Source organism: Janthinobacterium salmonicoloratum, assembly GCF_051380845.1.
GTDB lineage: Bacteria > Pseudomonadota > Gammaproteobacteria > Burkholderiales > Burkholderiaceae_D > Janthinobacterium > Janthinobacterium lividum_F.
Window position 1 is genome coordinate 23,123 of record NZ_JBNYXV010000004.1, and the last position, 18,743, is coordinate 41,865.

At 63.6% G+C, this 18,743-nt stretch carries 13 protein-coding genes; 8 read left to right on the forward strand and 5 right to left on the reverse strand.

Going from position 1 to position 18,743, the window contains the following annotated elements; all coding sequences use genetic code 11:
- Positions 1 to 86 precede the first annotated feature (86 nt).
- A complete protein-coding gene (locus tag ACQ4WY_RS19730; RefSeq protein ID WP_436505477.1) occupies positions 87 to 3,731 on the reverse strand; it encodes a sensor domain-containing protein in 3,645 nt (1,214 codons plus the stop codon).
- 211 nt (positions 3,732 to 3,942) lie between these two features.
- On the opposite strand from ACQ4WY_RS19730, the gene prpR reads away from it, so the two are divergent.
- The 5 genes from prpR (at position 3,943) to ACQ4WY_RS19755 (ending at position 9,273) form a co-directional block, all read left to right on the forward strand.
- On the forward strand, positions 3,943 to 5,580 hold the full coding sequence (gene prpR / locus ACQ4WY_RS19735; RefSeq protein WP_436505478.1) for a propionate catabolism operon regulatory protein PrpR: 1,638 nt from the start codon (positions 3,943 to 3,945) through the stop codon (positions 5,578 to 5,580).
- A gap of 25 nt (positions 5,581 to 5,605) precedes the next feature.
- Positions 5,606 to 6,526, forward strand: coding sequence for a phytanoyl-CoA dioxygenase family protein (locus tag ACQ4WY_RS19740; RefSeq protein WP_436505479.1), 921 nt, complete (start codon positions 5,606 to 5,608; stop codon positions 6,524 to 6,526).
- Positions 6,527 to 6,616: 90 nt separating this feature from the next.
- Entirely contained in the window at positions 6,617 to 7,489 is an 873-nt protein-coding gene (locus ACQ4WY_RS19745) for an alpha/beta fold hydrolase (RefSeq protein WP_436505480.1), read from the forward strand.
- Positions 7,490 to 7,492: 3 nt separating this feature from the next.
- Positions 7,493 to 8,557 carry a sensor histidine kinase gene (locus ACQ4WY_RS19750; RefSeq protein WP_353658363.1) on the forward strand — a complete coding sequence of 355 codons (1,065 nt, stop codon included), beginning with the start codon at positions 7,493 to 7,495 and terminating at the stop codon, positions 8,555 to 8,557.
- Entirely contained in the window at positions 8,554 to 9,273 is a 720-nt protein-coding gene (locus ACQ4WY_RS19755) for a LytR/AlgR family response regulator transcription factor (protein WP_436505481.1), read from the forward strand. Before ACQ4WY_RS19750 ends, ACQ4WY_RS19755 begins: the two co-directional genes overlap by 4 nt.
- 5 nt (positions 9,274 to 9,278) lie before the next feature.
- Here the strand turns inward: ACQ4WY_RS19755 and ACQ4WY_RS19760 are convergent, their stop codons facing one another.
- The 3 genes from ACQ4WY_RS19760 to clpS all read right to left on the reverse strand — a co-directional run bounded on the left by ACQ4WY_RS19760 (position 9,279) and on the right by clpS (position 15,538).
- Positions 9,279 to 12,641 (reverse strand): S41 family peptidase, encoded by a 3,363-nt coding sequence (locus tag ACQ4WY_RS19760; RefSeq protein WP_436505482.1) that lies wholly within the window; start codon positions 12,639 to 12,641, stop codon positions 9,279 to 9,281.
- Between the two features lie 297 nt (positions 12,642 to 12,938).
- Positions 12,939 to 15,239 carry an ATP-dependent Clp protease ATP-binding subunit ClpA gene (clpA, locus tag ACQ4WY_RS19765; protein ID WP_353658366.1) on the reverse strand — a complete coding sequence of 767 codons (2,301 nt, stop codon included), beginning with the start codon at positions 15,237 to 15,239 and terminating at the stop codon, positions 12,939 to 12,941.
- Entirely contained in the window at positions 15,236 to 15,538 is a 303-nt protein-coding gene (gene clpS, locus ACQ4WY_RS19770) for an ATP-dependent Clp protease adapter ClpS (protein ID WP_034751577.1), read from the reverse strand. The genes clpA and clpS overlap by 4 nt, the downstream gene beginning before the upstream one ends.
- 322 nt (positions 15,539 to 15,860) lie before the next feature.
- Here clpS and cspE point away from each other — a divergent pair, with 322 nt between their 5' ends.
- The gene (gene cspE / locus ACQ4WY_RS19775; protein WP_010395943.1) at positions 15,861 to 16,064 is read left to right on the forward strand and encodes a transcription antiterminator/RNA stability regulator CspE; all 204 of its coding nucleotides are present in this window, start codon (positions 15,861 to 15,863) and stop codon (positions 16,062 to 16,064) included.
- Between the two features lie 89 nt (positions 16,065 to 16,153).
- Here the strand turns inward: cspE and icd are convergent, their stop codons facing one another.
- A complete protein-coding gene (gene icd, locus ACQ4WY_RS19780) occupies positions 16,154 to 17,407 on the reverse strand; it encodes an NADP-dependent isocitrate dehydrogenase (protein ID WP_353658368.1) in 1,254 nt (417 codons plus the stop codon).
- Between the two features lie 292 nt (positions 17,408 to 17,699).
- On the opposite strand from icd, the gene ACQ4WY_RS19785 reads away from it, so the two are divergent.
- Together ACQ4WY_RS19785 and ACQ4WY_RS19790 are read left to right on the forward strand one after the other, a co-directional pair.
- Entirely contained in the window at positions 17,700 to 18,263 is a 564-nt protein-coding gene (locus tag ACQ4WY_RS19785; protein WP_353658369.1) for a pseudouridine synthase, read from the forward strand.
- 110 nt (positions 18,264 to 18,373) lie between these two features.
- The gene (locus tag ACQ4WY_RS19790; protein ID WP_353658370.1) at positions 18,374 to 18,697 is read left to right on the forward strand and encodes a hypothetical protein; all 324 of its coding nucleotides are present in this window, start codon (positions 18,374 to 18,376) and stop codon (positions 18,695 to 18,697) included.
- Positions 18,698 to 18,743: the final 46 nt, after the last annotated feature.

Sequence of the window (18,743 nt, forward strand, 5' to 3'; positions counted from 1 at the left end):
GCATCATCGAAGGTGGACCACTGCAAGTGGGAACAGCCGTCCGACCATACGCCCGTCATCGCCACCATCGACTAAGCAGGCAACCGTTACAGCAGCGATCGCGCATTTGCAGCTGGCACCGGCGCGGAAAACAGATAACCCTGCGCATAGCGGCAGCCTTTCGCCTGCAGCAGAGCGAACTGCTCTTCCGTTTCCACGCCCTCGGCCACGGCCGACAATTGCAGGCTGTCGGCCAGCGCGATGATGGCCGCCACGATGGCGCGGTCTTCCGCGCTGTGCTCGAGGTCCTTGATGAAGGCGCGGTCGATCTTGACCTTCTTCACGGGGAAGCGCTTCAGGTAGGCCAGGCTGGAATAGCCGGTGCCGAAATCGTCGATCGACAGCCGCAAGCCCATGCCATTGATCTGCCGTAAAATCTCCAGCGTATGCTCGCCATGCTGCATCAGCGCCGTCTCGGTGATCTCGAATTCCAGCAGTGCCGGATCGATGCCCGTTTCCCGCACCACGGCGCCGATGGCCGCCACCAGGCCCTTGTGCATGAACTGGCGCGGCGACAAATTCACCGCCAGCGGCACCGGCTGCAAGCCCTGGCGCTGCCAGGCCATGCTTTGCTCGCAGGCCTGGCGCATCACCCATTCGCCCACCGGCACGATCAAGCCGTTTTCCTCCATGATGGGAATGAAGCTGTCCGGCAGCACCAGGCCGTGGCCGGGGCGGCGCCAGCGCAGCAGCACTTCCATGCCATGCAGGCGGCGCGTGGCGATATCGATGACGGGCTGGTAAAACAGTTCGAACTGCTGCAGCGCCAGCGCCGTGCGCAAGCTGCTTTCCAGGTCGAAGTGCAGGGCCGCCGCCTGGTTCATCGTCTGCGTGAAGAACTGGTAGTTATTGCGGCCATTGCCCTTGGCGTGGTACATCGCCGCATCGGCATGGCGCATCAGGGCGTCGACATCGCCGCCGTCGTCCGGATACATGCAGATGCCGATCGACGGCGTCACATGCAGCACATGGCCGTCGAGCGGAAAGGCGGGCGTCAGCGCCTCGATGATCTTCTCGGCCACGCGGGCCGCTTCCTCGCCGCCGCGGATGCCCGGCACCAGCACGACGAATTCGTCGCCGCCCAGGCGCGCCACCGTGTCGCTGGCGCGCACGGCGCCGCACAGCCGAGCGGCCACTTCCTTGAGCAGCAGGTCGCCCGTCATGTGACCCAGCGAATCGTTGATGGTCTTGAAACGGTCCAGGTCGATGAACATCACGGCCAGCTTGCGCCCGGAGCGCTGCGAGGCCAGCATGGCCCGTTCCAGCCGGTCCGACAGCAGCGCGCGGTTCGGCAAGCCCGTCAGGTTGTCGTGGTAAGCCATGTGGTGCACCCGCGCCTCGGCCTGGCGCCGCTCGACAATCTCGCCCTGCAGCAGCAGGTTGGCGCCGGCCAGTTCGGCCGTGCGTTCCTGCACGCGCAATTCCAGCTCGTCGCGCGCGCGGCGCACCGCCTCGGCCGCCTCGCGGCGCGCCGTCACGTCGTCGACCAGCCACACGGAACGGCCATGCGCATGCGCCAGGTCAAACGGCCGGCCGGACAAGCGCGCCCAGAAGCGGCTGCCGTCCTTGCGCACCAGCTGATATTCCGACATGTGCACCCTGCCCGCCTCGAAGTCGCGCGCCGTCTCGCCGCGCGCCGCCTTCCACGCGGCCACGTCCGGATACAAGGCTTGCACCGACAAGCCGTTGATCTCGCCGGGCCCATAGCCGAACAGCTCTTCCATCTTGCTGTTGGCACGCAAATTGTAGCCGCCCTCCACCACCGAAATGCCCAGCACGGCGCTGTCGAGGATGGCCTGGTTTTCCAGCAGCGCGTTGCGCAGGGATTCTTCGGCGCGCTTGGCTTCCGTACGGTCCTCGATGATCCAGATGGTGCCGGCGGCGGGATCGTCCGGATTGACGACATAGGCGATCAGCTGCGCCCACAAGGTGCTGCCGTCGCGGCGCATCATTTCCACTTCCGTCTGGAAGGGCTTGGCCACCGACAGGAAGGGGAAGGCCGCCGCGCCCAGCAAGTCGTAGGATTGCTGCGACACGTATAGCGCGCGCCCTGGCAAGCCCAGCGCCTCGTCGCCGCTGTAGCCGAACATCGCGGCAAACCCCAGGTTGTAGCGCGTGATCAGGCGGTTCTTGGTATACAGGATGCTCACCGAGGCATTCGTCATGATGGCCGCCACTTCCATCTGCGTCTGGCGGCTGGCCGTGATGTCTTCGAGTATCCAGATGGCGCCCTGCTCGCTGTGCGCCTGGTCGACGGCCTTGGCGCGGATGCGGCACCAGAACAGGCTGCCGTCGCGGCGGCGGAACAGCGCTTCATCCTGCTCGTACGGCAAGCCCTGTCCCAGCAGCGGCGTGGCCTGCACGCCAAACGCCTCGTAGGCGACAGACGAAGGAAACAACTCGGCGGCGGGCAGGCCCGTCATCTCCTCCTGCGCGTAGCCGAACATTTCGGCGAAGCGGGGATTGCAGCGCAGGACCAGGCGCGAACGGGAAAACAGGATGCCGACGGAGGCATTGTCAAGGATGGCCTGCTGCTCGAGCATCAGCTGGCGCGTCGCCTCCTCGGCCGCCTTCTGCGCGCTGCGGTCGTCGAACAGCCAGATCGTGTCGCGCAAGCCGCGGTCAGTCTGGCTCTCCGGGTTCAGTACATAGCCATACGCCAGCGCCCAGAAAGTGGAGCCGTCGCGGCGGCGCATCTCCATCTCGCCCTGGAACGGCTGGCCGCGCCGCAGCAGGGGCGAGGCCTGCCGGACGACATTTTCATACGCCGCGCGCGACGGGTACAGGTCGGCGACGGCCAGGCCCACGCCGCTGTCGCCATCGAAGCCGAAGCATTCGGCAAAGCGCCGGTTGTAGCGCAGCACGCCCTTGTCGCGCTGAAAACCGATGGCCAGGGGCGCGTTGTCCATCACGGCCTGCATTTCCAGCATGGCGCGGCGCAGCTGATCTTCGTCGCGCCGGTGGTCGCTGATATCTTCGATGATCCACACCGTGCCGTCATGCGTATTGAGGGGATCGACGGCGCGTCCGTGCAAGCGGCTCCAGAACAAGGTGCCATCCTGGCGCCGCAATTCCAGTTCGGTACGGTACGGCTTGCCTTTGGAGAGCAGCGGCGCCGCTTCCAGCCCCAGGATGCGGCAATGCTCGGCGGAGCGGTACAGCACCGCGCCCGGCATGCCCGTCAACTGGTGGCGCGCATAGCCGAACATCTCGGCGGCGCGAATATTGCACTCCTCGATGAAGCCGCCCTTGGAAAAGACGATGCCGACGGCCGCGCTTTCCAGGATGGCCTGCTGCTCGAGCAGGGTCTTGCGCAAGGCTTGCTGGTCGCGCTGCTGCACGCGGATGTCGGCAAACACCAGGGTCGCGCCAGGCAAGCCGTCGTCCACCAGCAGGGGCCTGGACCAGACCTGCACGGCGATGGCGCCCGCCTCCCCTTCCAGGCTGCTGTCCCAGTGCCGCTCGCGCCCGGCAGCACCGAGCGCGCCACGCAACATGCTGGTGCTCGACGCGCGGTAGGCGCCCGTAAAACAGTCGGCCAGCAGCCGGCCCGACACATCCCGGCCCAGCAGGGCGACCAGGGCGCCATTTGCGGCCACCACCATGCCGCAGGCATCGCAGGCGCAGGCCGGCAAGGCGATCAATTGCAAGGCATCGGCGATGAAATCGGGACTGGTCGGTACGCGGTTCATGGACACCATGGATGGTTGACGGCAAAGTGAGCATGCACCTGAACAAAAAACTTTCACAGGTTTCATGGTGCTGCTAGATCATAAACCAGTTTCCGGCGGTTTCTTCATATTCCTTATTGGCAATATCTGAAACACCACAGACCACTTGCAACACGCCCGTTGCAACGCCGTTGCATGGCAAAAAATTGAAACAAATCGTTTAGAATAAAGCATGCGCCGCCCTCCCCAACCTCCGCTCGACCACCGCGACAAACCCGTCATCTGGACCGTCTCCGTCTCGCGGCTGTTCGACCTGTTCCGCGACATCACGCTCGAATACGACGACCTGGCGACGATCGAACCGATCAACCTGGGTTTCGACGACGCCGTGCGCCACATCCGCGAACGCATGGCCACCGAGCGCTGCGACGCCGTCATTGCGGCCGGTTCGAACGGCGCCTACCTGAAAGGCCGGCTGTCGGTACCCGTCATCATCGCCAAGGCCAGCGGCTACGACGTGATGCAGGCGCTGGCACGCGCACGGCGCATCTCGCCGCACATCGGCGTCGTCACCTATCAGGACCCGATGCCGGAACTGGCCGAATTTGCCACCACATTCGGCTTCCAGATCGCGCAGCGCACCTACGCCACCGAGGAAGACGCGCGCGCGCAGATCAATGAACTGAAGGCGGCCGGCGTAAAAGCCGTCGTCGGCGCGGGCCTCGTCACCGACCTGGCCGAAGAGGCGGGACTGGCCGCCGTCTTCGTCTATTCGGCCACGGCCATCCGGCGCGCCTTCGACGACGCGCTGGAACTGGCGCGCCTGACCCAGATCGAATCGAACCGCGGACGGCGCGCGGTGGTCGCCGACACCCTGCGCGCACGCCACGGCCTGCACGACCTGCGCGGCGAATCGGAAGCGATGGAAGCGCTGCGCCAGTCGGTGGTGCTGTATGCCCGCTCGCCGGCGACGGTACTGATCCAGGGCGAGACGGGCAGCGGCAAGGAACTGGTGGCGCAGGCGATCCACCGCGAAAGCCCGCGCAGCCTGGGTGCCAACCGGCCCTTCATCGCCATCAATTGCGGCGCCATCGCCGAGTCCCTGCTGGAATCGGAACTGTTCGGCCACGAGGATGGGGCATTCACGGGCGCGCGCCGGGGCGGCCATGCAGGCCTGTTCGAAGCGGCCAACCACGGCACCCTCTTCCTCGACGAAATCGGCGAAATGCCGCTGGCCCTGCAAACGCGCTTGCTGCGCGTGCTGGAAGAGCGCGAAGTGGTGCGCGTGGGCGGCACGCGGCCCATCGCCATCAATGTGCGCATCATCAGCGCCACACACTGCGACCTGGAACAGCGCATCCGCGAAGGACGCTTCCGCGCCGACCTGTTCTACCGCCTGGCCGTGCTGCGCCTGCATTTGCCCGCCTTGCGCGAACGCGCCAGTGACATTCCCGGCCTGACCGAATGGTCGCTGAAAAACGCGCTGGCCGCGCTGGGCGCCCGTCCGCACCCCAACCTGCACGCGGAGATCCAGGCTTGCGCACCGCTGCTGCGCCGCTACGACTGGCCCGGCAACGTGCGCGAACTGCGCAACCTGGCCGAGCGCCTGGCGCTGTTCCTGGCCGCCGAACCGCTGCAGGCGCTGACAGCCGCCTTCGTGCTGGGCGTGGCGCCGGAACTGGCCAACGCCGCCGGCACGCCGGCGCTGCCGCCGACACCGACGCCAGCACCGGCCGCCGCCATCGCGCCACGCCTGGAAGATGAAAGCGCCAGCGCCGTGCTGGCGCGCTTCGGCGGGCGCCGCGACGCCGCCGCCCAATACCTTGGCATCAGCCGCACCACCCTGTGGCGCCGCCTGCGCGCTGGCTGATTTTTTCAACCTTACCCAAAACACCATGGACGATTGGCCTCACCTCCACGATTTATGGCAACGCTGCACGGGACACGGCGACGCCAGCGGCACACTGGCGCGCGACCACCGGGATATCAAGGCCCTGTACGCGCGCGGCATTTCGATGGAAGACGCGCTGCACTTCCTGTATCAGCAACGGCCGACCCTGCAGGCCTACACGGACTGGATCGCCGCGCGCACGCGCCCACGCCCGGCGCACGCCGCCAGTCCCCACCAGGACGTGCTGTCCGCCGCCGAGCTGCGCCATTTCGAGGAGCACGGCTATCTGGTGCTGCGCGGCGCCGTGCCGCGCGCGCAGTGCGCCGCCGCCCAGGCGGCCATCTGGGACTACCTGGGCGCCAGCCCGGATGATGCGGCATCGTGGTACCAGCCGCATCCGGGCAAGCGGGGCCTGATGCTGCAGTTTTCCGACCATCCTGCCCTCGAGGAAAACCGCCACGGCGCGCACATACGTCACGCCTATCAGCAGCTATACGGCGCCGGCGCCGGCATCTACGCCAGCATCGACAAGGTGAGCTTCAATCCGCCGGAAACGCCGCAGCACCGTTTCCCTGGCAGCGCCCTGCACTGGGACGTCAGCCTGCAACAGCCGATTCCCTTCAAGCTGCAAGGCATGCTCTACCTGAGCGACTGTCCGGCGCAGCACGGCGCCTTTCACTGCGTGCCCGGCTTCCAGCGGCACATGGCCGACTGGCTGCGGCAAGTGCCGCCGGGCCGCCAGCCGCGCGAATGGGCCATCGAAGACTTGCGGCCCTTGCCCGTCGAAGGCACGGCCGGTGATTTCATCATCTGGCACCAGTCCCTGCCCCATTGCGCCACGCCCAACCGCGGCCCAGCGCCGCGCATGGTGCAGTACCTGACCTATCTTCCGGACGACTGCCAGGACCAGGATGCGTGGCTCTGAACCACTCATCCCGCCCTGGCGCCGCTCATCCCGCGGCACTGGCGGCCTCTTGCCTGCGCCGCTAGCATGGTCGTCAAGGAGGAGTACCCCATGAAACGAACACTGCAAACATGCATCTTGCTCACCACCGTGCTGCTGGCGGGCGCCAGCCAGGCCGCCGCGCCCACCGCATTCAAGGTCGACGTCACCGGACAAGGCCGTCCCCTGATCCTGATTCCCGGCCTGGCGTCTTCCGGCGAAGTCTGGCAAGGCACGGTGGCGCGCCTGTGCGGCCCGCAATCCGCACGCCAATGCCACGTACTGACACTGGCCGGCTTTGCCGGCGTGGCGCCCATCGATGGCGACTTGCTGGCGCAGGCCGAGCAGCAACTGGCCGACTACATCGGCACCCAAAAACTGGGCCAACCGGCCATCATCGGGCATAGCCTGGGCGGCTTCCTGGCCCTGAAAATGGCCATCGACCATCCTGCCCAAACAGGCAAGCTGGTGATCGTCGACTCGCTGCCGGCGCTGGGTGCGACGCAACTGCCGTCCATCACGCCGCCGCAATTGCAAGCCATGTCAACGCAGATGCAAACGGCCATGCGCGCGCAGGATGACGCCACCTACGCCGCGAGCCAGCGCCGCGCGGTGAGCGGCATGGCCAGCGCGCCAGCCGACGTGGAACGCATCATCGGCTGGGGCCAGCGCTCGAACCGCGAAACGGTGATCAAGGCCATGGGCACGCTGATGGCCAGCGACCTGCGCCAGGACGTGGCGAAAGTGCAGTCGCCCACGCTGGTGCTGGGCACCTGGATCGCCTACAAGGATTACGCGCCGCGCACCGCCATCGAAGCGACCTTCCAGCAGCAGTATGCACAGCTGCCGGGCGTAAAAGTCGCGCTGGCCGACACGGCGCGCCACTTCATCATGTACGACCAGCCGGACTGGATGTATGCGCGCATCGAACAGTTCCTGGACTAGACAGTGAACGCGCCCTTGCACCGGCCGCCGCTGGCCAGGATCAACTGGTACTGGACCTTCCAGCTGGCCGGCTGGGGCGCGCTCACCTTGTTCAATAGCGTGTATGGCGGCTCCACGCAGCTGCGCATCGTCGTGACGATTGCCAGCTGGGGTTCCCTGGGCGGCTTGCTGCTGTCGCACCTGTGGCATGGCGTCCTGCGCCGGCGCGGCTGGGCGGCGAACGGCTTGCGCTGGAAACGCATCGTGCCGTCGCTGATCGTGCTGGCCGCCATCCAGACGGCCAGCGTGACGGCCGCCTTCCACGTCATGTATCCGCCGGACACCATCCGCGGCATCGCCTGGCTGCCCGGCGCGTTGCTGTTCTGGTTCGGGGTATTCCTGACCTGGACAGTGTTTTACTTCACTGCGCTGTCGCTGCGCCGCGCCAGCCGCTTCGAGGCCGAGGCGCTGCGCCTGGAAGTGCTGGCCAAGGATGCCCAGTTGCGCGCCCTGCAGGCGCAAGTCAATCCGCATTTTTTCTTCAATAGCCTCAATAGCGTGCGCGCGCTGATCTTCGAAGACCGCGAAGCAGCCGCGCACATGATCGACCAGCTGGCCGGCCTGATGCGCCACGCGCTGCAATCAGGCCAGCACGCCACGGTGCCGCTGTCGGCCGAAATGGACGCCGTGCGCGCCTACCTGGCCATCGAACAGATACGCTTCGAGGAACGCCTGCGCGTCAGCTTCGCGATCGAAATAAGCGCGCCCGACCTGGAACACGTGCGTGTGCCGCCCATGGCCCTGCAAACGCTGGTGGAAAACGCCGTCAAATATGGCGTCGAAACGAGCGCCGATGGCGCCGACATCCGCATCGCGGTACGGCGTTCCAGCCCTGCCGACGGCGCCGTCATGCTGCAGATCGAGGTGGCCAACACGGGCGCCTTGCGCGAACCAGGCAACTCCACCTGCGTCGGCCTGCGCAATGCACGCCAGCGCTTGCAGCTGGCCTGCGGCGAACGCGCCAGCCTGGAACTGCGCGAACAGGCCGGCTGGGTGTACGCCACCATCCACCTGCCGGAGCAAACATGAACGGTCAGCCGCTCACAGTACTGCTGGTCGATGACGAGCGCCTGGCGCGCGCCGAACTGCGGCGGCTGCTGGCGCCGCATGTGCAGCGCGGTGCGGTCGACATCGTGGGCGAGGCGGCCAGCGCGGCCGACGCCGTCGCGCAGATCGGCAAGCTGCGGCCCGACCTGCTGCTGCTCGACGTGCAAATGCCGGGCGGCTCCGGTTTCGACCTGCTGGCCGCGTTGGATGATGCTCCCGACGTCATCTTTTGCACGGCCTTCGACCAGTACGCGCTGCAGGCGTTTGAAGTGAGCGCCCTCGATTACCTGCAAAAACCCGTGCAGGCGGCGCGACTGGCCACGGCGCTGGCGCGTGCCGGCGCGCGGGCACTAGCCGTGCCGCCGCCCGCGCCGCGCAAAGTCTTCATCAAGGATGGGGAACGCTGCTGGTTCGTGGCGCTCGACGATATCCGGCTGCTGGAATCGGAAGGCAATTACACGCGCGTGCATTTCGGCACACAGCATCCGCTGATGCTGCGCACCCTGAACCAGCTGGAAGAAAAGCTCGATCCCGCCCTGTTCTTGCGCGCCAACCGGCGCCAGATCGTCAACCTGGCGCAGGTGGCGCAGCTCGTGACGAACGCCGCCGATGGCCTCGACCTGCAGCTGCTGGACGGCAGCGTGGTCGAGGTGTCGCGCCGCCGCGCGCAGCAGTTCAAGGCCGCCTGCGGCCTGTAACGGGACTATTTCAGCGCGGGGATCGGCTGCGCCTGGAAGGCGGGGCGCGGCTGCTCCTTGAGCTTTTTCGCCAGCATGTCGAGCGCCACTTCCAGCTGGCGGTCGGCGCCATTGAAGGTGGCGTGCGGCGGGTTCTCCACCTCCACATCCGGCACCACACCCACGCCTTCGATCAGCCACTGGCCGTCGATGCCGAACTGGCCGTTTTCCGCCACGCGCGCCATGCCGTTATCCAGCAGGCGCGTATTGTCGCTGAGCCAGACGCCGGCGCCGGCCGTGCGCTTGCCCACCAGCGGCGCCAGGCCCAGGGCCTTGATACCGGCGGCGAAGGTCTCGCCATCCGAATACGTGAGTTCATCGACCAGCACGATCAGGTGGCCGCGGAAGGTGTTCTGCATGTTCGACGACGGCTGCACGCCCGGCGGCGCCCAGTAGGCCCAGGCCTTGCGCAGCAGTTTTTCGATGATCCAGCTGTCGATATTGCCGCCGTTATTGCGCCGCACGTCGATGATCAGGCCTTCGCGGTTGATGTTGGCGTAAAAATCGCGCGCGAACGAGGCGATGTCATTGGGCCCCATGGCACGCAGGTGCAGGTAGCCGATGCGTCCTTGCGAGGCGGCGGCCACCTGCTCGGCGCGGCTCAATTCCCAGTCGCCATAACGCAGCGCCGTCTGTTTCGCCATGTTCACGGGCGTGACGATGACGGCGCGCGGCGCGCCCTTGCCATTGCCACGCTTGACCTGCAACAGCACCTGTTTGTCGGCCTGGTTCAGCAGCAGGTCGCTGATGTCGCGCGCGGCCAGCACATCCTTGCCGTTGACGGACGTGATCACGTCGCCCGCCTTCACATCCACGTCGGGCCGCGACAGGGGCGCGCGCGCCGAGGGCAGCTCCGCTTCGCTGCGGTAGACATGCTCGACCAGGTAGCCGTCGCCGGTACGCGTCAGCACGGCGCCCAGGCCCGCCGGCGTGCCTTCCTGTTCCGTGCGGCGCAGTTCGCCGGGACGGATCTGCGAATGCAGAGCGCCCACTTCGGCCACCATCATGCCCAGCACGTCATTGAGTTCGGCGCGGTCCGTGACCCGCTCGACCAGCGGCGCATATTTGTCGCGCGCCGCCTTCCAGTTCACGCCGCGCATCTTCGCGTCGTACAGGAAGTCGCGGTGCAAACGCCAGGCGTCGTTGAACATCTGCTTCCACTCCAGGCGCGGATTCGACACAAACGTCCAGTCGTCGACCTTCACCTTGGCCTTCGACAGGTCGGCCGGCAGCTTGGCGCCCGCCTCGATCACCAGCATCTCGCCCGGGCCGGTGGCGGCCGCCGTGCGATAGTACAAATGCTTTTTATCCTGCGCCAGGTCGAATTCGCGCACATTGGCCACCAGCAGTTCCGGCTTGGAGCCGGTATTGCCGATTGCCAAGGTCTTCAGGCTGGACTTGTTTTCGCCACTGTCGCGTTCGAGGAAATACAGGCGCTTGTCATCGGCGGCCAGCGCGCTGTAATTGCCCGCCGCCAGCGGCACTTCATACAGGCGCTCGGCCAGACCCTTGAAGGCGATGTCCGGCAAGCTGGCCGGCGCTTTCTTCACGGCCGCCTTGCCTCCCGCTTTCTCCAGGGCCTTTTCCGCCGCCGATTCGGCCGCCTTTTCATCGTCCGTCTCGGCCGGCTTGACGCCAGGCCGGCTCAGCTCATCGTCGGGCTGGAACGGGAAACGGTTGCCCGGCTGCAGCGCCAGCGCGTACACGCCGATGCGCTTGTCGAACACGGGGCCCATGTTGCGGTCGCCCCACGGCGACCCGTTGGCCAGCTGGAAATTGCGCGCCGACAGGAAATACAGCCAGCGCCCGTCGGGGGAAAATACGGGTGAACCGGACGTATAGCGGTCGCTGGTGACGAATTGCAGCTGTTTCGATGCGAGGTTGTACAAGCCGATCTGCTCCCGCTGTTCGTTGCTGGCTACGCGCACGATGCCCAGGTTGCGGCTGTCGGGCGACCATTGCACTTCGTCGTGCTTGTCCACGCCCGCCTTGCCCGCATCGTCGATCAGCTGGTTGCCCTTGGTCGCCAGGTCCAGCAGCCAAAAGCGGCCTTTTTTATCCGTGTGCGCCAGCCAGCGTCCGTCCGGCGATGGGTACAGCTTCCAGCGGTGATTATCGCCCTGCGTCGTCAACTGCTCGCCCTTGCCGGAGCCATCGGCGGCGTACTTCCAGATTTCATTTTCGCCGCTCGTGTCGACGATGGCGAACACGGATTTCTCGTCGCTGGAAAAGACGGCATCGCGCGCCCTTGCCCCTTCGGGAACGGCGATATCGACGCGGCGCAGGCTGCCCGTGCCGGCGATGCTGACGCGCCCGCGAGCGGTGAGGATGATGCGCTCATCCTTGCCAGACAGCTGCACATTGCTCAGGGTGTCGAGCGGCGAACGGATCTGGCGCGCGCGCTGCTGGTCAAAATCGGACACGAGGCTGATGGCCAGCGGCTGCGAGGCGCCCGCCGTGCCGGGCGCATTCAGGTCCAGCACATGCAAATCGGCGCCCAGCTGGTAGACGACCTTGCCATCGCCCAGCGAGGCATTGCGCACGTCCCACTGCGTATGGAACGTCAGCGCGCGGCGGTCGGAGCCGTCGGGCAGCATGCTCCACAGATTGTCACTGCCGCCCGCGTCGCTAATATAGTAGACACGACCCTGCCACCACATGGGGCGCTTGTTGTTGCCAGCCAACACCGCAGGCTCCGTGTGCATGCGCACGGCCTCGCCCTTGCCGCCCAGGTCATAGCGCCACAGGGTGGCATGCGCGCCGCCCCGGTAGTTGCGCACATTGTCGTTGGTCATGGCCAGGCCGAAACGCGTGAAGAACAGCGTCTTGCCCGTGTCGTCGAGCACGGCGTCGTTGGCGTCGGCCACGGGAAACACGCGGCGCGTCTGTTTCACGGGATCGATGGCGGCGACGATGCGGCGCGAAGCGGGACCGTCCGTGTTTTGCGTGCTGACCAGCACCTCGCCCTGCGCCGTCCAGCCCAGGACCAGCACGCCGCCATTGTCATACGAAATGCGGCGCGGCAAGCCACCGGCCAGCGGCATCACATACGCTTCCTGCGCCCCTTCGTAGGCGGCGGAAAACGCCAGCCACTGGCCATCGCGCGAAATCGCCGCATTCGTTTCATAGCCGGGATGCGTAGTCAGGCGCTGCGCCGCGCCACCGCGCACGCTGCTTTTCCACAAATCTCCTTCGGCCGTGAAGACAACGGTATCGCCGCGCACGGCCGGAAAGCGGAAGTAGCTGCCAGCAGGAGCGGCGACGGCAGCGGCGCCACCCAGCAAGCCGGCGGACAACAGGAAGAAGGCAAGAGTACGGGAAATTTTCATGTGGGCATCCAGATAGCGGTCAGGGCGATGAAATGGTATGGACATCATGTCGATACCGGACAACAATTCTGGCATAACTGGGACCAAAGAAAACCTTCTTTATTGCCCGCAAAAACGTAAAAAAACCCGCGCCACTTGCGTGGGGCGAGTTTCTTAACAAGAGCAGAAACGCTCTGAACGCCGAACAAAACCGTAGCGAGCGGCAGCGAGTTGCGGCTGAGAAGCGGAACTGTGCAAGAGCACAGTGAGCATCGGAGGCCGCAAATCGCGACGCGCAGTAGGTTTGGTTCGGTGTTCTTATTCCACTTCCACCGTTTCCGGTGCTGCCGTCGGTGCCGCGTCGGGCGGTTCCGGGAATTCCAGCAAGACCTGGTCCTTGTCGTCGAGGTCGACCGTGACCCGTCCGCCCGTCACCAGGCGGCCGAACAGCAGCTCGTCGGCCAGGGCCTTGCGGATCATGTCCTGGATCAGACGCGCCATCGGCCGCGCGCCCATCAGCGGATCGAAGCCTTTCTTGCCGAGGAAAGCACGCAGCTTCTCGGTAAACACGGCTTCGACCTTTTTCTCGTGCAACTGCTCTTCCAGCTGCATCAGGAACTTGTCGACCACGCGCAGGATGATTTCCTGGTCCAGCGCGCGGAAGCTGATGGTCGCGTCGATGCGGTTGCGGAATTCCGGCGTAAACATGCGCTTGATGTCGGCCATCTCGTCGCCTGCCTGCTTGGAATTGGTGAAACCGATCGAGGCTTTCTGCAAGCTTTCCGCACCCGCATTGGTCGTCATGATGATGATCACGTTGCGGAAATCGGCTTTGCGGCCATTGTTGTCCGTCAAGGTGCCGTGATCCATCACTTGCAGCAGGATATTGAAAATGTCCGGATGGGCTTTTTCAATTTCATCGAGCAGCAAGACCGCATGCGGCTTCTTGGTGATCGCTTCCGTCAACAAACCACCCTGGTCGAAACCAACGTAGCCCGGTGGCGCGCCGATCAAGCGGCTGACGGCGTGGCGCTCCATGTATTCAGACATGTCGAAACGGATCAGCTCGATACCGAGGATGAAGGCCAACTGTTTCGCCACCTCGGTCTTGCCGACACCGGTCGGACCGGAGAACAGGAAGGAGCCGATCGGCTTGTCCGTCTTGCCCAGTCCGGCACGCGCCATCTTGATGGCCGAAGCGAGCGCGTCGATAGCGGGATCTTGCCCGAACACGACATTGCGCAAGTCGCGGTCTATCGTTTGCAGCTTGCTGCGGTCGTCCTGATTGACCGTTTGCGGCGGAATGCGGGCGATCTTCGCGATGATGTCCTCGATCTCGGCCTTGCCGATGGTTTTCTTTTGCTTCGACTTCGGCAGGATGCGCTGCGCCGCGCCCGCTTCATCGATGACGTCGATCGCCTTGTCGGGCAGGTGGCGGTCGTTGATGAAGCGCGCCGCCAGTTCAGCCGCCGTCGACAGGGCCGAAGCCGAGTACTTCACGCCATGGTGCTCTTCGAAGCGCGATTTCAAGCCGCGCAGGATCTGCACGGTTTGCTCGACGGTCGGCTCGTTGACGTCCACTTTCTGGAAGCGGCGCGACAAGGCATGGTCTTTTTCGAACACGCCGCGGAATTCCGTGTACGTGGTCGCGCCGATGCATTTCAGCTGGCCGTTGGCCAGTGCCGGTTTCAGCAGGTTCGACGCATCCAGGGTACCGCCCGAAGCCGAGCCGGCACCGATGATGGTGTGGATCTCGTCGATGAACAGGATGCCGTTCGGATTGTCCTTCAATTGCTTCAGCACGGCTTTCAGGCGCTGTTCGAAGTCACCGCGGTATTTGGTACCGGCCAGCAAGGCGCCCATGTCCAGCGAATACACGACGGCATTTTGCAGGATTTCCGGCACATCGCTTTGCGTGATGCGGTACGCGAGGCCTTCGGCGATGGCCGTCTTGCCCACGCCCGCCTCGCCGACCAGCAGCGGGTTGTTCTTGCGGCGGCGGCACAGGATCTGAATCACGCGGTCGACTTCTTCCTCGCGGCCGATCAGCGGGTCGATCTTGCCTTCGGCAGCGGCCTTGTTCAGGTTTTGCGTGAACTGGTCGAGCGGGCTTTCCTTCGGCTGGCCATCGACGGGCGCTTCTTCCACGCCTTCGGAGGCTTTCGCGCTTTCCGTCGACTGGTCCTTGCGCACGCCGTGCGAAATGAAATTGACCACGTCCAGGCGCGTCACGCCCTGCTGGTGCAGGTAGTACACCGCATGCGAATCCTTTTCGCCGAAGATGGCCACCAGCACATTGGCGCCCGTGACTTCCTTCTTGCCATTCGAGGCGGACTGGACGTGCATGATGGCGCGCTGGATCACGCGCTGGAAACCAAGCGTCGGCTGGGTGTCGACTTCGCCCGTGCCAGGCACGGTCGGCGTGTTATCGCCGATGAAATTGGTGAGGGTCTTGCGCAGGTCTTCTATATTGACCGCGCAGGCACGCAACACCTCGGCAGCGGAGGGATTGTCCAGCAGTGCCAGCAGTAAATGCTCAACCGTGATGAATTCGTGCCGTGCCTGCCGAGCTTCGACAAACGCCATGTGCAAACTTACTTCTAATTCCTGCGCAATCATACTTCCTCCATCACGCACTGCAGGGGGTGCCCCGCCTTGCGCGCATGCGTTAAAACGAACTCCACTTTGGTACACGCTATATCTTTAGAGAACACGCCGCACACTCCTTTGCCGTAGCGATGAACACTGAGCATGATTTGCGTCGCCGTTTCACGGTCCTTGTTGAAATACTCCTGAATGATGGCCACCACAAATTCCATCGGGGTGTAGTCGTCATTGAGCAAGGCTACCTGGTAGAGCGGTGGCGGCTTCAGTACCTGCCGCTCCAGCAGGGTTTCTGTGTCGTGCTTGGTTGCCATACGCTTATTCTAATGCTTTCACAGTGGTTGTCATGCGCAATATCTACGCCTTTCCAATTGTTTTCAATCTTACGCGTTTTCTTAATAGTGCGCAGATGGCGACCTTGCTGTCAAAATCAAGAGTTGCTTTTTTGGTTGCCGTGAAGAATTTGGCAATATCGATGGAAAAGCGCTTGACTTCATTATTTATTCCGCCAACAATGGCTGTATCGACTGTTGCAGTAATGTACAGCTTGATAAGAAGTGAGACGTCGAGGAGGGGGCAAGAAGCTTCTTGCTTTTATGGCTCGTGTGATTTGTTTTAATTTTGAAAGTTCTTTTTATGGCAACAGGTACAGTTAAGTGGTTCAATGATTCCAAAGGTTTTGGCTTCATCACTCCAGATGACGGCGGCGAAGATTTGTTTGCTCACTTCTCCGCAATCAACATGAACGGTTTCAAGACCCTCAAAGAAGGTCAAAAAGTTCAATTCGAAGTCACGCAAGGCCCTAAAGGCAAGCAAGCTTCCAACATCCAAGCAGCCTAAGCATCGCCGGCCCTCAGATGTGAAAAACCCCGTCTCCTGACGGGGTTTTTTTTCGTCCGCAGGGTGCGCAGCGCCCCCTGCCCCTGCTATTACATGTGTTCGATCATCACCTCGCCGAAACCGGAGCACGACACTTGCGTGGCGCCTTCCATCAGGCGGGCAAAGTCGTAGGTGACGCGCTTCGAGGCGATCGACTTTTGCATCGATGAAATAATCAGGTCGGCCGCTTCCAGCCAGCCCATGTGGCGCAGCATCATTTCCGCCGACAGGATCAGCGAACCGGGATTCACGTAATCCTTGCCCGCGTACTTAGGCGCCGTGCCGTGCGTCGCTTCAAACATGGCGACGGAGTCGGACAGGTTGGCGCCAGGCGCGATGCCGATGCCGCCCACTTGCGCCGCCAGTGCGTCGGAAATATAGTCGCCGTTCAAATTCAGGGTGGCGATGACGCTGTATTCGGCCGGACGCAGCAAAATCTGTTGCAGGAACGCGTCAGCGATGGAATCCTTGACGATGATGTCGCGGCCCGTCTTCGGATTCTTGAATTTGCACCAGGGGCCGCCATCGATCAGCTCGGCGCCGAATTCCTTTTGCGCCAGCGCATACGCCCAGTCGCGGAAGCCGCCTTCCGTGTACTTCATGATGTTGCCTTTGTGCACGATCGTCACGGATGGCTTGTCATTGTCGATCGCATACTGGATGGCCTTGCGCACCAGGCGCTCCGTGCCTTCGATGGAGACGGGCTTGATGCCCAGGCCGGACGTGGCCGGGAAGCGTATCTTGGTCACGCCCATTTCATTGATGAGGAAATCCATCAGTTTCTTGGCTTCGGCCGAGCCTTGCTGGTATTCGATGCCGGCGTAGATGTCTTCCGAGTTTTCGCGGAAAATCACCATATCGGTCTTTTCCGGCTCTTTCACGGGCGATGGCACGCCCGTAAAATAGCGCACGGGACGCAGGCAGACATATAAATCGAGCTGCTGGCGCAGGGCCACGTTCAGCGAGCGGATGCCGCCGCCGACGGGCGTGGTCAGCGGGCCCTTGATGGAGACCACGTAATCCTTCAGTACTTCCAACGTTTCTTCCGGCAGCCACACGTCGGGGCCGTACACATTCGTCGATTTTTCGCCCGCATAGATTTCCATCCAGCTGATCTTGCGCGCGCCGCCGTAGGCCTTGGCCACGGCAGCGTCGATCACCTTGATCATGACCGGGCTGATATCGATGCCCGTGCCATCGCCTTCAATGAAGGGAACGATGGGATTATCTGGTACATTCAGCGAAAAATCGGCGTTGACGGTGATTTTTTGGCCGTCAGCAGGTACAGTGATATGTTGATACATCGTGATCTCCGAAGTGGGACACACCGCTGGCGGGCAACACAGGCCGGCGACGCGCTCTGCGGTTGCAGAGTTTACAAAAACAAGCCCGAACATGGCGGCAACAACGCACTTTAGCAGGGAAAGAACACCCGGGCCATCTGCGGCGCCAAAGAACCTTATCGCCACACCGCCTCAAGTCTTCTATAAGACATAAGACCAGCGTTTCACATTATGCACCAGTATCTTACAGGGCGCCACGCTTTTGCGGCGCCAACCAGCAGCCACCATCATTTGCATCAATTCCATTACCAGCATGCCACTCATCCTCTTCAATAAACCATTCCAGGTCCTGTGCCAGTTTTCGCCACAGGATGGCCGCGCCACTCTGGCCGACCATCTCAGCATCCCCGGCATCTACCCGGCCGGCCGGCTCGACGCCGACAGCGAAGGCTTGCTGCTGCTGACGGACGACGGCCGCCTGCAGCACGAGATCAGCCACCCGGACCGCAAGGAAGCGAAAACCTACCTGGTGCAGGTCGACGGCGTGCCCGATGCGGCCAGTCTGGCGCGCCTGCAGGCGCCGCTGGACCTGGGCGACTTCATCACCAAGCCGTGCAAGGCCGTGCGCATTGCCGAGCCGGACTGGCTGTGGCCCCGCAACCCGCCCATCCGCGCGCGTGCCGACAAACCCACCTCGTGGCTAGCGATCACCCTCAAGGAAGGAAAAAACCGGCAAGTGCGGCGCATGACAGCCGCCGTCGGCCTGCCCACCCTGCGCCTGGTGCGCAGCGCCATCGGCCCGTTCTCGCTGGCCAGCCACCCCCTCCTGCCCGGCGAATGGTGCGAAGTGCCGGCCGAGAACATTGGAAAAGCGTGAACTGGACAAGAAAAACCCACTCGGGCGCCAAATTTTGCCAAGATGCACTATTTATTTTTAGATAATGCATTAAAATCATCTGACCTTAACATGACTGAAAAGGAAAGATGATGACAAAAGTAATACTGGCCTTGGCCGCTTCCCTGCTCGCTGGCGCAGCACTCGCGCAATCGGGCGCCAAGGTGCACGCTTCTGCCGCTACCGATGCCGTCAAGCCGCCACCCGCATCGGCTGCCAGCCATGCCTCGGCCGCCACCGACGCCGTCAAGCCGGTACCACCGGCGTCGGCCTCCGTCAACGCTTCGGCCGCCACGGATGCGGCGCGTGCCGGTGCCTCGACCAAGGCCTCGGCCGCAACCGATGCGCCGCGCCTGATTCCCCAGGCACACAAGACGAAGCAGCCAGCCGCTGAAGCAGGCAAGCCCGTGAAATAAACGCAGTTCCCGGGGTTACGGCAGCAAGCATGTTGCTGTAACCCCA

What these genes read in the sequence shown, in the direction of transcription:
- ACQ4WY_RS19730 (WP_436505477.1), bottom strand. Translation starts at nt 3,731, where the DNA reads ATGAACCGCGTACCGACCAGTCCCGATTTCATCGCCGATGCCTTGCAA.
- prpR (WP_436505478.1), top strand. Translation starts at nt 3,943, where the DNA reads ATGCGCCGCCCTCCCCAACCTCCGCTCGACCACCGCGACAAACCCGTC.
- ACQ4WY_RS19740 (WP_436505479.1), top strand. Translation starts at nt 5,606, where the DNA reads ATGGACGATTGGCCTCACCTCCACGATTTATGGCAACGCTGCACGGGA.
- ACQ4WY_RS19745 (WP_436505480.1), top strand. Translation starts at nt 6,617, where the DNA reads ATGAAACGAACACTGCAAACATGCATCTTGCTCACCACCGTGCTGCTG.
- ACQ4WY_RS19755 (WP_436505481.1), top strand. Translation starts at nt 8,554, where the DNA reads ATGAACGGTCAGCCGCTCACAGTACTGCTGGTCGATGACGAGCGCCTG.
- ACQ4WY_RS19760 (WP_436505482.1), bottom strand. Translation starts at nt 12,641, where the DNA reads ATGAAAATTTCCCGTACTCTTGCCTTCTTCCTGTTGTCCGCCGGCTTG.
- clpA (WP_353658366.1), bottom strand. Translation starts at nt 15,239, where the DNA reads ATGATTGCGCAGGAATTAGAAGTAAGTTTGCACATGGCGTTTGTCGAA.
- clpS (WP_034751577.1), bottom strand. Translation starts at nt 15,538, where the DNA reads ATGGCAACCAAGCACGACACAGAAACCCTGCTGGAGCGGCAGGTACTG.
- cspE (WP_010395943.1), top strand. Translation starts at nt 15,861, where the DNA reads ATGGCAACAGGTACAGTTAAGTGGTTCAATGATTCCAAAGGTTTTGGC.
- icd (WP_353658368.1), bottom strand. Translation starts at nt 17,407, where the DNA reads ATGTATCAACATATCACTGTACCTGCTGACGGCCAAAAAATCACCGTC.
- ACQ4WY_RS19785 (WP_353658369.1), top strand. Translation starts at nt 17,700, where the DNA reads ATGCCACTCATCCTCTTCAATAAACCATTCCAGGTCCTGTGCCAGTTT.
- ACQ4WY_RS19790 (WP_353658370.1), top strand. Translation starts at nt 18,374, where the DNA reads ATGACAAAAGTAATACTGGCCTTGGCCGCTTCCCTGCTCGCTGGCGCA.